Genomic DNA, 14181 nt, shown 5'->3' with positions numbered 1-14181 from the left:
GCGCTTTCTGCCTTTCAACACTCTGGGAACCCGAGGACAGGCAGATGAGCGCAACGACCAGCACGTCGAATCCGACACAGCGGATGGACACCACGGCGGCCATCGCCGTGGCGTTGACGGTGGTCGGCTGGGCCTCGGCCTTTCCGGCGATCCGTGCCGGCCTCGCCGCTTTCGGGCCGCTGGAACTCGGTGCGCTGCGCTTTGCCATTGCCGCGGTGCCGGCGGCGATCTTTCTTGCCGTCAAGCGCCCGGCGCTGCCGAGGCTCGACGAAGTGTGGCGCCTGGTCTTTGGCGGCGCCATCTTCGTCGCGCTCTACACTGTCATGCTCAATTTCGGCGAACTGACCGTGTCGGCGGGTGCCGCCGGTTTCATCATCAATGTCAGCCCGATCTTCACCGCCATCATGGCAATGGCATTGCTCGGCGAGCGCTTCTCAAGCTGGGCCTGGTTCGGCACGGCGATTTCTTTCGCCGGCATCGGCATCATCGCCGTGGCTGACGGTAATGGCTTGAGTTTCGACACCGGCACGCTGCTGGTTCTTGGCTCCGCGCTGTGCTCGGCCGTCAACACGATCGTCCAGAAGCCGCTCTTTGCCCGCCATCACCCGCTGACCATTTCGGCCTCCAACATGATCCTTGGCGCGCTTTGCCTGGCACCCTTTCTGCCAAGCGGCTTTGCGCAGGCCGCGGTCGCCAACACAGCCGGGATCGGCGCCGTGATCTTTCTTGGCATCGTGCCCAGCCTGATCGCCTATGCCGCATGGGCAACCGCTCTGTCGCGTCTTCCGGCAGCGCGCGCCTCGAACTTCCTCTATCTGGTCTCGCCCATGTCGGCCCTGATCGGCTTCTTCTGGCTGGGCGAAGTGCCGACGCTACTTGGTATCCTCGGCGGCGCCCTGGCGCTGGGCGGCGTGATCGTGGTGAATTTAAAGCTTTAAAACAAATTATTTGAGCTGTTTTCGGACTCAAACCGAGAACCGCTTCCATCAGAATGCAGACACCCAGAGGAAGGACAGCTATGGTACGCTGCCTTCACTGGGGGACGGAATGGGAAGACTGTTCATATCGGCAATTTTTTTGCGTTTTGCTGCTGACCGGGAAAGCCGCCGCGGGCTGGTATCGGGTCGAAAACTACGAAGGCTCCATCGGACCTAACCCCGTCCACCTATCGCTGCAGAGATATGACAGTTTCGGCAGCGGGATTACGGTCGAGGGGAGCTATTTCCACGACGCGAAGCAAAGCCCGATAGCGGTGTACGGCAAGATCAGTGGCACCAGCGTCTTCCTTTGCGAGATTGCGGACGACAGGGAGTTCGACCGGGTGCTGGTCATGGGATCGAAAACGCCCGTTGGCACCACCGGATGTCCGTTTTCTCTCGACCTTGGCGAAAGCGGCGCAACAGGGACTTGGAGCAAGGGCTCGGACAAGTTCCCGATCACGCTGAAGAAGGTCGCAAACCTCGACGATACCGGTGAGGCGAAGGTTGACGGCACCGTCGAGATTCCCTTCTGGGCGCAGACAGCAACCCACAGATTTGCCGGGGTCTACGAGAAAGCGGGCTTTCTCGTCTGCATGAATAAGCTGCGGGTCATCGATAAGAAGAAAAAGAAGGTCGTTCAGGCAATCGCTTTCGATGACGACGATTGCGATGCCGGCATGCTGATGACTCCCATCTACATGAATGTTCAAAAACAGGTTGGGAGAAGCTTCGAGATAATCTCCGTGAATTTTCGCGGCGGTAGCGCCGGTTACTCAAGGGATTACGTTTTCTCTCATAGGTTCAAGGATTATCGCCTGTTGGTGAATTGAGCGTGTGGCCTGACCTGGCTTGTGCTCACCGCCGCCCAAACAGCCGCTCTATGTCGGCGAGCTTGAGTTCGATATAGGTCGGGCGGCCGTGGTTGCAGGTGCCGGAGCCGGGAGTCGCCTCCATCTGTCGCAGCAGTGCGTTCATCTCCTCGGCCTTGAGCAGCCGGCCGGAGCGCACCGAGCCATGGCAGGCCATGGTGGCGGCGATCTTGTCCAGCCGCTCTTTCAGCGTCTCGACGGTATCGTTGTCGGCGATCTCGTCGGCAAGATCACGCACCAATTGCTGGACATTGGTTTCGCCGAGCATCGACGGCGTCTCGCGCACCGCCACCGCGCCGGGACCGAAACGCTCAATGCCAAGGCCGAACCGGGCCAGCGTTTCGGAATGCATGGCCAGCCGCTCGGCATCCTCTTCCGGCAGGTCGACGATCTCCGGCAAGAGCAGCATCTGCGAGGGCACGGCCCGGGAATGCAGCGCATCCTTCAGGGCTTCGTAGACCAGCCGCTCATGCGCCGCATGCTGGTCGACGATGACAAGCGAATCCCTGGTTTGCGCGACAATATAGTTTTCGTGCACCTGCGCGCGCGCAGCACCGAGCGTTGTGCCAAGCAGCGTCTCGGCCGGCTCGGCCGTGCCTGCACGCGCGTCGGCGCTGACAAGCGGCCCGGCATCGAATGCAGCCTGGTCGTTTTCGCGGAAGCCGGCGCCGTCAAATCCCATATCCAGCGGCCGCTGCGGCGAGCGATCGAACCCGGCAAAGCCCGATGCGCGGTGGGCCGCGTCGTAGCTGCGATGGCCGTTGGCCGGGCCGGCATGGGCGTAGGACGCCGCCCCCGGCCGGAACGCCGCCATCATGCCGGCGGCACCGCTGGTGGCGGCGCGGATGCCGGCATTGGCCAGAGCCTCGCGGATGGCGCCGACGATCAGCCCGCGCACCAGGCCGGGGTCGCGAAAGCGCACATCGGCCTTGGCCGGGTGGACGTTGACGTCGACGGTCGCCGGATCGAGCGTCAGGAACAGCACGGTCACCGCGTGCCGGTCGCGCGGCAGCACATCGGCGAAAGCGCCGCGAATGGCGCCGGCAATCAGCTTGTCGCGCACCGGACGGCCGTTGACATAGGCATATTGCTGCAGCGCGTTGGCGCGGGTGAAGGACGGGATCGAGACGTGGCCGGTCAGGTGCACGCCGTCCCGGCTGGCGTCGATAGCGATGGAATTGTCGGGAAACTCGGCGCCCATTACCTGGGCGACGCGGCGCAGGCTGCCCTCGGTACTGTCATCGGTCGCCGGCAATTCCAGCGTCGAGCGGTCCGAGCCGGCCAGCGTGAAGCGCACGGCGGGGAAGGCGATGGCGATGCGCTTGAGCACGTCGCTGGTGGCCGAGCTTTCGGCCCGCTCGCCCTTCATGAATTTGAGCCGCGCCGGCGTGGCAAAGAACAGGTCGCGCACCTCGACCGTTGTGCCGCGATTGGCCGCCGCCGGTTTGACCGCCGAAACGCGGCCGCCTTCGATGGCGATCTCGGCGGCAGCGTCGCCTGCGGTCGTGCGCGAACGGATCGACAGCCGCGCCACCGAACCGATCGACGGCAATGCCTCGCCACGGAACCCGAGCGAGCGGATATCGTGAATGTTGTCGGCAAGTTTCGAGGTGCAGTGGCGCGCAATGGCCAGCGCCAGTTCCTGTTCGGGGATACCGGAGCCGTCATCGGTGACGCGGATCAGGTTCATCCCGCCGCCGGCAGTGACGACCTCGACGCGGGAGGCGCCGGCGTCGAGCGCGTTTTCGACCAGTTCCTTCACCACGCTCGCCGGACGCTCGATGACTTCGCCGGCGGCGATCTGGTTGATCATCGTTTCCGAAAGCTGGCGAATGGGCATGGGGGTATTATAGGCGGATTCGAAGGGTGTGCGGAAGGCTTCAATGAATGCCGGACATTGGAGACGCCAGCGGGACAGCACCCCCCTCTGGCCTGCCGGCCATCTCCCCCGCAAGGAGGGAGATCAGATGTCACGACGGCTTTCGCCAATCTCCAATGCTTGAAGGGTGACGCGACATATGAACTGCCAATCTCCCCCCTTGCGGGGGAGATGTCCGGCAGGACAGAGGGGGGTGTGAAGGAACTCCGCGATAGTGACTACGCTACAACCGATTTCAAGCTTGCGCCGCCAGCCAATCCCTTACCTTGCGCGCATTCTCGCTCAACTCGCGGTTCTTCGGCCAGACGATATAGAACGCCTTGCCGGTCCTAAGCACGTGATCGGTCACCGGCACCAGCAACCCCGTGGCCAGCAGCCGTTCGGCAAGATGCCGCCAGCCAAGCGCAATGCCCTGGCCCTCCATGACGCCTTGGATCACCAGGCCATAGTCGTTGATGCGCAGGCCGCGCGCGGTGTCGTCGAGGCTGCCTCCGGCCGACCGGAACCATTCGTCCCAGCTGGCCGCCTCGCGGTAGGGCTCCTCGAGATGGATCAGACGGTGCGTCGCCAGCTCCGCGACGCTCCTCGGCATGCCGAATTTCGCCAGATAGCTGGCGCCTACCACCGGGAAGATTTCCTCGTCGGCCAGCGGCAGCGAATGATAATCGGCCCAGTCGCGCGGTTCGCCGCCGCGCACGGCGAGCGGGATGCCCTCGGCGATAATGTCGAGGTCGCGGTCGGCGGTCTGGATGCGCAGGTCGATGCCAGGCAACTCGTCGCGGAACTGCTGCAGGCGCGGCATCATCCAGAACGAGCCGAAGGCGGTCGACGCGGCCAGCGTGACATGGCCGCCGGTCGCCTGCAGGCGCAGATCCTCCGCCGATTTGCGGATGTGTGAGAGTCCCAGCGAGACGTCGGCATGAAAACGCTCGCCCGCCTCTGTCAGGACGACCTGGCGGTGACGGCGCTGGAAGAGTTGAGCACCGAGCTGTTCCTCCAGCCCACGCACCGCATACGAGACGGCGGCCTGCGTCATGCCGAGTTCGCGCCCGGCGGCGGTGAAGCTCGACAGCCGGCCCGCCGCCTCGAAGACGATCAGGCTGCCGGCCGAGGGCAGGAGGTGGCGCAGGCTTCGCATAAGCTGAGCTTATACAAGAGATCAGGATTTTCCAGCATCACATCCATATTTCCTCTCGCTAACTTTGGTTGGACGGAATGAGGAGGCTCCATGAACGCACCGGCCACTGAACTGACCGAGCAAACCCACCGCCGCGGCGGCGGTCGCCTCGGACGCAAGGCGCTGAGGAGCGCCCCCGTCACCTCGTTCCCGACGCTGGTCCGCGAGATCCCCACCTACCAGATGGTCCCGGACGAGGCGGTGGAACTGATCCACCAGGAGTCACTCGCCATCCTCGAAGAGGTCGGTTGCGAGTTCCGCGACGACGAGGCGATCGCCATGTGGAAGGCGGCGGGCGCCGACGTGTCCGAGACACGCGTCCGCATCGACCGCGGCCTGCTGATGGAACTGGTCGCGAAGGTTCCGTCCGAATTCACCCTCAATGCGCGTAATCCCGAGCGCACCGTGCGCGTCGGCGGCAAGAACTCCATCTTCGCGCCGATGTATGGCGCGCCTTACGTGCGCGACCTCGACAACAACCGGCGTTATGGCACGCTTGAAGACCTCAACAATTTCCACAAGCTCGCCTACATGGCCCCGGCGCTGCATTCGTCGAGTTCGATCATCTGCGAGCCGATGGAGATCGCGGTGCCGAAACGGCATCTCCACATCATCCATTCGGCGCTGAAGCATTCCGACAAGCCGTTCATGGGCATCGTTACTTCCAAAGACCGCGCCGAAGACACGATGGCGATGGCGGGCATCGTCTTTGGCGAAGATTTCGTTCGCGACAACCCGGTGCTGGTGTCGATTACCAACTGCAACTCGCCGCTGGTGTGGGACGCCACCATGCTGGACGCGATGAAGGTCTATGCGCGCAGCAATCAGCCGCTGATCCTGGCGCCCTTTGCGCTGTGCGGCGCATCGACTTCGGCCTCGGCCGTCGGCGCGGTGGCGCAGGTCAATGCCGAAGCATTGGCCGGCGTCGCTTTCACCCAACTGCTGCGCCCGGGTTCGCCGCAAATCTACGGCCAGTTCATGGTGACGGTCGACATGAAGACCGGCGCGCCGATGGGCGGCACGCCGGAAGCCGCCCAGATGATGTATCTGATGGGCGCGCTGGCGCGGAAATACAAACTGCCCTGGCGAACCTCCGGCTTCCATGTCGGCTCCAAACTCAACGACGCCCAGGCCGGCTATGAATCCAACATGCTGATGCATGCCGCCATCCTCGCCGGCGCCAATTATATCTGGCACTCCGCCGGCTGGTTGGAGGCCGGGCTGACATGCGGCTATTCGAAATTCGCCACCGACTGCGAGCAGCTTGTCGGCTGGTATAAATATGCCGGCGGCCTGCCGTTCGACGATTTCAAGGAGGCCATGGCGGCGATCCGCGAAGTCGGGCCGCAGGGCCATTTCCTCGGCACCCAGCACACGCTCGATCATTACGAGTCGGCATTCTTCATGCCCACCATCATGGATTTCAACTCCTACGAACAATGGAAGGCTGGAGGGGCGAAGGACCACGACACGCGCGGCCGCGAGAAAGCCCGCAACATGCTGGCCGACTATGAAGAGCCGAAACTCGATGAGGGCATTGCCGAGGGCCTCAGGGACTTTATCGCGCAGCGCGAAGAGAGGCTGCCCGACAGCGTTAGCTAAGAGAACGACGAATGAGTTGATAACGGGCGAAGACCCGATGGGAACCGCAAGGGAGAAAGACATGACACTTTTCAAAAGCAATGGCGATCGCGTGCCAACGGCCATCGAGGCGATGGCGCAAGAGACGCGTGCTGGCCGTATGGACCGGCGCGAGTTTCTTGCATTGGCAAGTGCGTTCGGCGCATCGACGGCGCTGGCCTACGGCATGATCGGCCTTGCCGCGCCGGGACAGGCTTTTGCCGAGGAGCCGAAGAAGGGCGGCACGCTGCACATATCGATGTCGGTCAAGGCCCAAAAAGATCCGCGCACCTATGACTGGGTGGAACTCGCCAACATCTCGCGCTGCTGGCTGGAGCCGCTGGTCCGCTACACCAGGGAATTCACCTTCGAGCCAGTGCTGCTCAAAAGCTGGGACATCAATGACGACGCCACGGAATACACGTTGCATGTGCGCAAGGGCATCACCTGGAACAATGGCGATGCTTTCAACGCCGATGACGTGGTCTTCAATGTTACCCGCTGGTGCGAGAAGAAGGTCGCCGGCAACTCCATGGCCGCTCGCGTCGGCGGGCTGATCGACGAAAACTCGGGCAAGGCCAGGGAAGGCGCGATCGCCAAGGTCGACGACAATACGGTCAAGCTGACGCTCAGCGCGCCCGACATTTCGCTGATCCCGAACCTCACCGATTATCCCGCGCTCGTCGTCCACCGCAATTTCGACGCCGAAGGCGCCGACCCGGTCAAGAAGCCGATCGGCACGGGCCCGTTCGAACTGGTCTCCTACGATGTCGGCCAGAAGGCGGTGGTCAAGCGTCGTGAAAACGGCAAGTGGTGGGGTGGTGAAGCGCCGCTCGACAGCGTCGAGTTCATCGACTACGGCACCGACTTCAACGCTTCGATCAACGCCTTCGAATCCGGCGAGATAGACCTCAATTTCGAGACGCCGGCCGACTTCATCGACATCCTGGATAAGATGGGGCTGGAGAAGTCCGAGGTTGCGACGGCAACCACGCTGGTTGCCCGCACGAACGTTACCCACAAGCCCTATGACGACCAGCGGGTGCGCAACGCGCTGCAGATGGCGGTCGACAACAATGCGGTGCTGGAACTCGGCTATGCCGGGCGAGGGACGGTGGGCGAAAACCACCATGTCAGCCCGATCCATCCGGAATATTTTGCGCTGCCCAAGAAGACGCGCGACGCGGCCGGCGCCAAAAAGCTGATGGCGGACGCAGGGCAGGCCGATTTCGAGCACGAGCTGATCACCGTCGAGGACGATTGGCAGAAGAACACCGGCGACGCGATTGCGGGCCAGTTGCGCGACGCCGGCATCAAGGTCAAGCGCACGGTGCTGCCGGGCTCGACCTTCTGGAACGACTGGACGAAGTATCCCTATTCGATGACCATCTGGTACATGCGCCCGCTTGGCGTCCAGGTGCTGGCGCTTGGCTATCGCACCGGCGAAGCCTGGAATGAATCGGCCTATTCCAACCCGGACTTCGACGCCAAGCTGAAGCAGGCGCTGTCGCTGATCGACGTGGAGAAACGGCGTGAGGTGATGAAGGATGTCGAGCAGATCCTGCAGGATTCCGGCGTCATCATTCAACCCTTCTGGCAGAAGCTCTACAGCCACATGAACAAGAAGGTGAAAAACTACGGCGTCCATCAGACCTTCGAGATGGACCTGCAGAACGTCTGGCTGGATGGCTGAGACGGTGCAAGCCGGGGCTTCATGAGCCGCAAAAAAGCCGATATGCAGGATGTCTGGTATTGCCGCCTTGCCGCCGAACCGTCCGGAGATCCTGCATGAAACCGATAGTGCTTGCCGCTGTCTTTTCGATTGCCTTGCCAGCGACGGTGCTGGCCGGGCCGGCTTCCAACGCCGTGAAGTTCTTTTATGTGCCCGAGGTGAAATTCGAGGGAGATGCAAAGTACCGCGACCGCTTCACCGAGCCGGTGACCAAGCTGTTCGATCTCAACGACCAGGCCACGAAGAACAAGCCCGACGAAGTCGCATGCCTCGACTTCGATCCCGGCCTCGACGCGCAGGATTTCGACCAGAAGTCGATTGCCAAGACATTGAAGCTGACCGAAACCGTCAATGGCGATACGGCCGAAGTCACCGCCACCTTCAGCCTTTTTGCGGAAGGCGATGATTCCAAACGCGAAATGCTGTGGTCGCTGAAGAAGATCGACGGCAAATGGAAGGTCGCCGACATCACCTCCAAGACCAGCAGCTGGACGCTGAGCGCGCTGGAATGCATGCCCGACAAAGCGCCGGAGTGATCCCGTGCTCCGCCGTCTTGCCCTGGCGCTGTCGCCCATGTGCGTGCTGGCGGTGGGTATGAGCGCAGCCGCAGCACAAGGCCTGTTGGGCCCGCCGCCAGCCAATGCGCCGGCCGTGGCGGCACCGGCCGGCGCAGCACCGCCCGCAAATCCACCCGGGACAGCGGTGGAACCGGCGACACCGCCGGTTGGGTGGCCGCCGGCCGAGCCGGCCGCGCCCGTCCTGGCGGGCTCGCCGACGGCTGTGGTCAAGCCGTTCTACGAACATCTCGGACTGGAGCTCGATCCGACCCAGCGCAAGAACTTCGTCGACCCGGCCAAGACCGTACTCGACAAGAGCGACGCGTTGCGCAAATCCGGGCAGGGCGAATGCCTCGACCCCAACATGGCGCTCGACAATGCCGATTACGACAAGCTTGCAATCGACAAGAGCCTGAAGAGCATCGAGGCCGTCAATGGTGATCAGGCCAAGGTGGTGGTCGCCTTCGTCGTCGAAGGCAACCAGCACCGGCTGGAGTGGAAGCTGAAGAAGGTCGACGGCGACTGGAAGATATCCGATCTGCTTTCGGTGACCGGTGAATGGGCGCTCAGCCAGTACCAGTGCGAATAAGCCGCCGATTGTTTCCGGGTGGTCGGCAATGAAGCTTCGCGTTTTGCTCGCGATCGCGCTGGTCGGGTTGGGCGCTGCCGGCTGCGGCCTCGACTGGCACATCGGCACGATGCTGATCGCCCGCGCGGCTTGGCAAGCTTTGGCGGCTCCCGGCGATTTGCCCGTCGAGCGCGTCGTGCTCGACCAGCCCGGCGCTCCTGATCTGGTCGGCTGGGCGGCTGATCGAAAGGGCAGCTGCGGCGCGGTCGTACTGCTGCATGGGCGCGGCGCCAACAGGCTGGCCCTGGTTCAAAGAGCGAAACTTTTGTTCGACGCCGGCTATTCCGTCGTCCTGTTCGACCTGTCCGGGCACGGCGAGAGCGGCGGTGCCATTCAAGGTTTCGGCTACACGGAAGCGCAGGACGCCGCCCGCATCATTGCCTATGCCAGGCAACGTTTTCCTGGCCAGAAGCTTGGCGCTGTCGGCTCGTCGCTAGGCGCCGCTGCTTTCGTCTTTGCGGCACAGCAAGCGCCCGCCGATGCCTATGTTCTGGAGCAGCTTTACGCGAGTTTGCGCGAGACCACGGCATGGCGCATGCCTTTCAACTTCTGGCGCGGTTTTCAGGCCGATGTGCTTTTGGCGCAGATGCCGCTTCGTCTGGGGTTGAGCGCCGGCAATGTCAGGCCGGTCGATCGCCTCGGCCAGATCGGTGAACCGCTGATGCTGCTTGCGGGAAGCACCGATCCCTTCATCGATCGCAGCCAGGTGCAGGCGCTGCACAGCGCTGCTGCCGGCTCACAACTGGTCTGGTTCGAAGGAGCGGGCCATGTGGACCTGCTGCGGTATGACCAGCCGCGCTATCGCGATGCCGTCCTTCCCTTTCTGGCGACAAAGCTCTGCCGAGCCGCCTATGGCTGACGTCAGTTCAGCCACGGCCGCGATAGGGGGCAACGCCGGTGTCGGGCAACCAGGCGCCTTCGGGCGGAGCGCCGGTCTGCCAGAAGACATCGATCGGAATGCCGCCGCGCGGATACCAATAGCCGCCTATGCGCAACCACAGCGGCTTCGTTGCCGCCACAATGCGGCGGCCGATCATCACCGTGCAGTCTTCATGGAAAGCGCCATGGTTGCGAAACGAGGTCATGAACAGTTTGAGCGACTTCGATTCCACGAGCGTGGTATCGGGTGCGTAGTCGATGACGATATGAGCGAAATCCGGCTGTCCGGTTACCGGGCAGAGCGAGGTGAATTCCGGGCAGGTGAAGCGCACGATCGCCGGCGGTCCGTCGCCGCGCTGGAACGGCACGGTCTCCAGGACCGCGGTCTCCGGGCTCTGTGGCGTCTCGACGTGGGCGCCGAGCTGGGTGAGGGTTTTGGTATCGATCATCGTGGTTTTCCTGGGGATTTTCCGCGCTCATTAGCATCGGATCAAAAAGTGTGCAGCGATTTTCGGATAAATTCGATGCTTAAGACAAGAACTGGAGCAGCGCGCGCTGCTCCGACACAAACTGGAATGGCAGGAAGATGATGACCAGCAACGACCCGCTTCTCCAGCCTTACCAGCTCAAACACCTGACGCTGAAGAACAGGGTGATGTCGACCAGCCACGAGCCGGCCTATTCAGAGGACGGCATGCCGAAACAGCGCTACCGGCTCTACCATGCCGAAAAGGCCAAGGGCGGCATGGCGCTGACCATGACGGCGGGCTCGGCCATCGTCTCGCGCGACAGCCCGGCCGCCTTTGGCAATCTGCATGTCTATGACGACCGCATCGTGCCGTGGCTGGCCGAACTGGCGGACGCCTGCCACGAGCATGACTGCAAGGTGATGATCCAGATCACCCATCTTGGTCGCCGCACCGGCTGGAACAAGGCCGACTGGCTGCCGGTGCTGTCGGCCTCGCCGGTGCGTGAGCCGGCGCACCGCGCGTTCCCCAAAACCATCGAGGACTGGGACATCGAGCGCATCGTCGCCGACTATGCGTCGGCTGCGCAGCGCTGCCAGGCCGCCGGCCTCGACGGCATCGAGTTCGAATCCTACGGCCATCTGATGGACGGCTTCTGGTCGCCCGCCACAAACCATCGCGACGACGAGTTCGGCGGTTCGCTCGACAACCGGCTGCGCTTCACCGACATGGTGCTGGATGCCGTGCGGGCGGCGGTCGGCGAAAAATTCGTCGTCGGCATCCGTATGGTCGCCGATGAGGATTTTGACAAAGGCCTGTCGAAGGAGGAGGGCGTCGAGATCGCCAGACGGCTCGCCAATTCCGGCAAGGTCGATTTCCTGAACATCATCCGCGGCTCGATCGAAAGCGACGCGGCGCTCACCAAGGTTATCCCGGTGACCGGCATGCGCTCTTCCCCGCATCTCGATTTCGCCGGCGAGGTGAGGGCGGCAACGAAATTTCCGACCTTCCATGCGGCGCGGATTTCCGATGTGGCCACGGCGCGCCACGCCATCGCGACCGGCAAGCTCGACATGGTCGGCATGACCCGCGCCCATATCGCCGACCCGCACATCATCAAGAAGGTCATGGAAGGTCGCGAGCACGAGATCCGGCCTTGCGTCGGCGCCACCTATTGCCTCGATCGTATCTATGAAGGCGGCGAAGCGCTCTGTGTCCACAATGCCGCGACCGGCCGCGAGGCCGAGATTCCGCAAATCATCGTCATGACCGAAGGGCCCAGGCGGAAAGTCGTCGTCGTTGGCGCTGGCGCTGGCGGGCTCGAGGCAGCTCGCGTCATGGCCGAACGTGGCCATCATGTCACGGTGCTTGAAGCCTCCGGTCAGGCCGGCGGCCAGGTCCGGCTCGCGACGCAGAACCCGCGCCGCAAGGAACTGATCGGCATCATCGACTGGCGGCTGGCCGAACTCGACCGGCTCGGCGTCGGGATCCGCTACGATACATGGGCCGAGCAGGACGATGTGCTGGCGCTGTCGCCCGATGTGGTGGTGATCGCCACCGGCGGCCTGCCGCAGAACCCGCCGCTGACATCAGGCGACAATCTCGTCACGTCGAGCTGGGACATCATGGCCGGCAGCGTCAAGCCGGCGGAGAACGTGCTGCTCTTCGACGACAATGGCGGCCACCAGGGCATGGGCGCGGCGGAGCTGATCGCCAATGCCGGTTCGAAGCTGGAGCTGGTTTCGCCGGAGCGCTTCTTCGCCCCCGAAATGGGCGGCATGAACCACGTGCCCTATATGCGCGCCTTCCAGGAGAAGGGCGTCACCATCACCATCAACACCAGGCTGCGCTCGGTACGGCGCGAGGGCAACCAGCTGGTCGCCGAACTCGCCTCCGACTTTGCCGACGGCTGGCGCGGCGAGAGGCGGGTCGACCAGGTGGTGGTCGAGCACGGCACGGCGCCGCTCGACGATCTCTATCTCCAGCTGAAACCGCTGTCGAAGAATGGTGGCGCGGTCGATTACGAGCGGCTGGTCGGCGGCGGCGATATTTTTCCTTCACGCAACCCCGAAGGGGGCTTCGTGCTGTTGCGCATCGGCGATGCGGTCGCCTCGCGCAACATCCATGCCGCCATCTATGACGGCATCAGGTTCGGCTTGCGGGTTTGAGCCTACAAGCCGGCCTACGGCTTGTTCCAAAGCTCGATCTCACCCTTCCGACGGGCGCAACTCGATCGATCAAAGTGATGGGTGGCGCGCAGCCAAACCTCTGTGCGGAGAGCCACCTTGCACATCCGTCCGAACTGCGCGCCGCGTACGCCACCAGCCGAGAGCCAGGCGACGCACGATGCGGAATGCTTTTCAACCGGGAGGCAACGCGCGGCAGGGCTCAAATCATCCTGGCCGTCGCCATGCAAAGTACGGTGAGTACCAGAAGCCAGGCGGCGATGCGCTCGCCGCGGGCCATTTTGGTGCGCAGCGCCGCTTCCGTTGCGGCGTCCGCGCCGGCAAGCTGCCGGCTTGTCTTGCGGACGACGACGCTGAGAACGCCGGCAGCGGCGAAGGCGGCCAGGATGCCCAGCGCCAGCACCATTTCCATCGAGCCGAAATAGGCGCCGTGGAAGAAATACCAGAGCAGGGCGCCGGTCACGAACACCATGCCGGCCGAGCCCATTTGCGGTCCGATAAAGCGCTCCGCCCTGATCTCGGGGTCGCGGGCAAGCGTGATGGTGGTGCCGGCCCAGAACACACCGGCCATGACGTGAAGGCCGATAACGACGATGTAGACATATTGCATGACCGCTTCCTCCTTGCCCGCCGCCCGTCCTCGGATCCCTGTCGAATGCAGGATGATACGAACTGGGTAGATCGACACGCATGATAGTTAGGGATCAAATGGTTCGATGTCAATGTATAATGCCGCGTTCCATCGCTCGGCGCCTTGTTCTACTGTCGGCGCATGACTCCCTTTGACCGTCCGCCAATCGGCATGAATCTCGCGCGCACCTCCAAGCTGGTGGCGCAGGCCTTTGACGCCGCTTTGGTCGAGGCCGGCGGCACGCTGCCGGTGTGGCTGACCTTGCTTTCGGTCAAGTCGAGCGAGCTTGCCAACCAACGCGAACTTGCCGGCATGATCGGCATCCAGGGCGCCACGCTCACCCACCATCTCAACGCCATGGAGGCGCAAGGCTTGCTGACGCGCCGCCGCGATCCGGACAACCGCCGGGTTCATCTGGTCGAACTGACGCAGGCGGGCGAAACGATGTTCCTGAAGCTGCGGGCGGCGGCTCTCATCTTCGACAAGCGGCTGCGCGCGGGATTGCCGGACGACAGGCTGGCGGAGTTCGCCGAGGTGCTGGCGGCATTGCGGGCGAATGTCGCGCCGGCCAAATGA

General features: G+C 63.3%; 13 protein-coding genes. 9 read left to right on the top strand and 4 right to left on the bottom strand.

What is annotated here, in order from left to right; translation table 11 throughout:
• Window positions 1-44 precede the first annotated feature (44 nt).
• Both NKJ64_RS28905 and NKJ64_RS28900 read left to right on the top strand, forming a co-directional pair.
• Window positions 45-938 carry a DMT family transporter gene (locus tag NKJ64_RS28905; protein ID WP_023753737.1) on the top strand — a complete coding sequence of 298 codons (894 nt, stop codon included), beginning with the start codon at window positions 45-47 and terminating at the stop codon, window positions 936-938.
• An 80-nt stretch (window positions 939-1018) separates the two neighbouring features.
• Complete coding sequence (locus NKJ64_RS28900; RefSeq protein WP_352463728.1) at window positions 1019-1810, top strand: hypothetical protein; 792 nt, start codon at window positions 1019-1021, stop codon at window positions 1808-1810.
• A gap of 25 nt (window positions 1811-1835) precedes the next feature.
• On the opposite strand, the gene mutL is transcribed toward NKJ64_RS28900, so the two are convergent.
• Window positions 1836-3689 carry a DNA mismatch repair endonuclease MutL gene (gene mutL / locus NKJ64_RS28895; RefSeq protein WP_023753736.1) on the bottom strand — a complete coding sequence of 618 codons (1854 nt, stop codon included), beginning with the start codon at window positions 3687-3689 and terminating at the stop codon, window positions 1836-1838.
• A 274-nt stretch (window positions 3690-3963) separates the two neighbouring features.
• Complete coding sequence (locus NKJ64_RS28890) at window positions 3964-4866, bottom strand: LysR substrate-binding domain-containing protein (protein ID WP_023753735.1); 903 nt, start codon at window positions 4864-4866, stop codon at window positions 3964-3966.
• Window positions 4867-4956: 90 nt separating this feature from the next.
• On the opposite strand from NKJ64_RS28890, the gene NKJ64_RS28885 reads away from it, so the two are divergent.
• The 5 genes from NKJ64_RS28885 (at window position 4957) to NKJ64_RS28865 (ending at window position 10301) form a co-directional block, all read left to right on the top strand.
• Window positions 4957-6507: a trimethylamine methyltransferase family protein gene (locus tag NKJ64_RS28885; protein ID WP_023694427.1), complete on the top strand. Its 1551-nt coding sequence runs from the start codon at window positions 4957-4959 to the stop codon at window positions 6505-6507.
• Window positions 6508-6568: 61 nt separating this feature from the next.
• Complete coding sequence (locus tag NKJ64_RS28880; RefSeq protein WP_352463727.1) at window positions 6569-8218, top strand: ABC transporter substrate-binding protein; 1650 nt, start codon at window positions 6569-6571, stop codon at window positions 8216-8218.
• 95 nt (window positions 8219-8313) lie between these two features.
• Entirely contained in the window at window positions 8314-8793 is a 480-nt protein-coding gene (locus NKJ64_RS28875) for a DUF3828 domain-containing protein (RefSeq protein ID WP_023753732.1), read from the top strand.
• Window positions 8794-8797: 4 nt separating this feature from the next.
• Window positions 8798-9403 carry a YqhG/Tai3 family protein gene (locus NKJ64_RS28870; RefSeq protein ID WP_023753731.1) on the top strand — a complete coding sequence of 202 codons (606 nt, stop codon included), beginning with the start codon at window positions 8798-8800 and terminating at the stop codon, window positions 9401-9403.
• A 28-nt stretch (window positions 9404-9431) separates the two neighbouring features.
• On the top strand, window positions 9432-10301 hold the full coding sequence (locus NKJ64_RS28865; protein ID WP_023829513.1) for an alpha/beta hydrolase: 870 nt from the start codon (window positions 9432-9434) through the stop codon (window positions 10299-10301).
• A gap of 7 nt (window positions 10302-10308) precedes the next feature.
• Here the strand turns inward: NKJ64_RS28865 and queF are convergent, their stop codons facing one another.
• The gene (gene queF / locus NKJ64_RS28860; protein ID WP_023672924.1) at window positions 10309-10770 is read right to left on the bottom strand and encodes a preQ(1) synthase; all 462 of its coding nucleotides are present in this window, start codon (window positions 10768-10770) and stop codon (window positions 10309-10311) included.
• 140 nt (window positions 10771-10910) lie between these two features.
• Between queF and NKJ64_RS28855 the strand changes: the two genes are divergently transcribed.
• The gene (locus tag NKJ64_RS28855) at window positions 10911-12956 is read left to right on the top strand and encodes an oxidoreductase (RefSeq protein ID WP_023753729.1); all 2046 of its coding nucleotides are present in this window, start codon (window positions 10911-10913) and stop codon (window positions 12954-12956) included.
• 220 nt (window positions 12957-13176) lie between these two features.
• Here the strand turns inward: NKJ64_RS28855 and NKJ64_RS28850 are convergent, their stop codons facing one another.
• Window positions 13177-13584, bottom strand: coding sequence for a hypothetical protein (locus NKJ64_RS28850; RefSeq protein ID WP_023745497.1), 408 nt, complete (start codon window positions 13582-13584; stop codon window positions 13177-13179).
• Window positions 13585-13776: 192 nt separating this feature from the next.
• Here NKJ64_RS28850 and NKJ64_RS28845 point away from each other — a divergent pair, with 192 nt between their 5' ends.
• Window positions 13777-14181: a MarR family winged helix-turn-helix transcriptional regulator gene (locus tag NKJ64_RS28845; protein ID WP_023672921.1), complete on the top strand. Its 405-nt coding sequence runs from the start codon at window positions 13777-13779 to the stop codon at window positions 14179-14181.

The organism is Mesorhizobium sp. M0062, from assembly GCF_040323125.1.
Classification (GTDB): Bacteria; Pseudomonadota; Alphaproteobacteria; order Rhizobiales; family Rhizobiaceae; genus Mesorhizobium.
Note: the sequence above shows the minus strand (reverse complement) of the source record. Positions and strands in the feature narration are given on the sequence as shown.

What these genes read in the sequence shown, in the direction of transcription:
- NKJ64_RS28885 (WP_023694427.1), top strand. Translation starts at nt 4,957, where the DNA reads ATGAACGCACCGGCCACTGAACTGACCGAGCAAACCCACCGCCGCGGC.
- NKJ64_RS28855 (WP_023753729.1), top strand. Translation starts at nt 10,911, where the DNA reads ATGACCAGCAACGACCCGCTTCTCCAGCCTTACCAGCTCAAACACCTG.
- NKJ64_RS28845 (WP_023672921.1), top strand. Translation starts at nt 13,777, where the DNA reads ATGAATCTCGCGCGCACCTCCAAGCTGGTGGCGCAGGCCTTTGACGCC.
- mutL (WP_023753736.1), bottom strand. Translation starts at nt 3,689, where the DNA reads ATGCCCATTCGCCAGCTTTCGGAAACGATGATCAACCAGATCGCCGCC.
- NKJ64_RS28880 (WP_352463727.1), top strand. Translation starts at nt 6,569, where the DNA reads ATGACACTTTTCAAAAGCAATGGCGATCGCGTGCCAACGGCCATCGAG.
- NKJ64_RS28865 (WP_023829513.1), top strand. Translation starts at nt 9,432, where the DNA reads ATGAAGCTTCGCGTTTTGCTCGCGATCGCGCTGGTCGGGTTGGGCGCT.
- NKJ64_RS28905 (WP_023753737.1), top strand. Translation starts at nt 45, where the DNA reads ATGAGCGCAACGACCAGCACGTCGAATCCGACACAGCGGATGGACACC.
- NKJ64_RS28890 (WP_023753735.1), bottom strand. Translation starts at nt 4,866, where the DNA reads ATGCGAAGCCTGCGCCACCTCCTGCCCTCGGCCGGCAGCCTGATCGTC.
- queF (WP_023672924.1), bottom strand. Translation starts at nt 10,770, where the DNA reads ATGATCGATACCAAAACCCTCACCCAGCTCGGCGCCCACGTCGAGACG.
- NKJ64_RS28850 (WP_023745497.1), bottom strand. Translation starts at nt 13,584, where the DNA reads ATGCAATATGTCTACATCGTCGTTATCGGCCTTCACGTCATGGCCGGT.
- NKJ64_RS28900 (WP_352463728.1), top strand. Translation starts at nt 1,019, where the DNA reads ATGGTACGCTGCCTTCACTGGGGGACGGAATGGGAAGACTGTTCATAT.
- NKJ64_RS28875 (WP_023753732.1), top strand. Translation starts at nt 8,314, where the DNA reads ATGAAACCGATAGTGCTTGCCGCTGTCTTTTCGATTGCCTTGCCAGCG.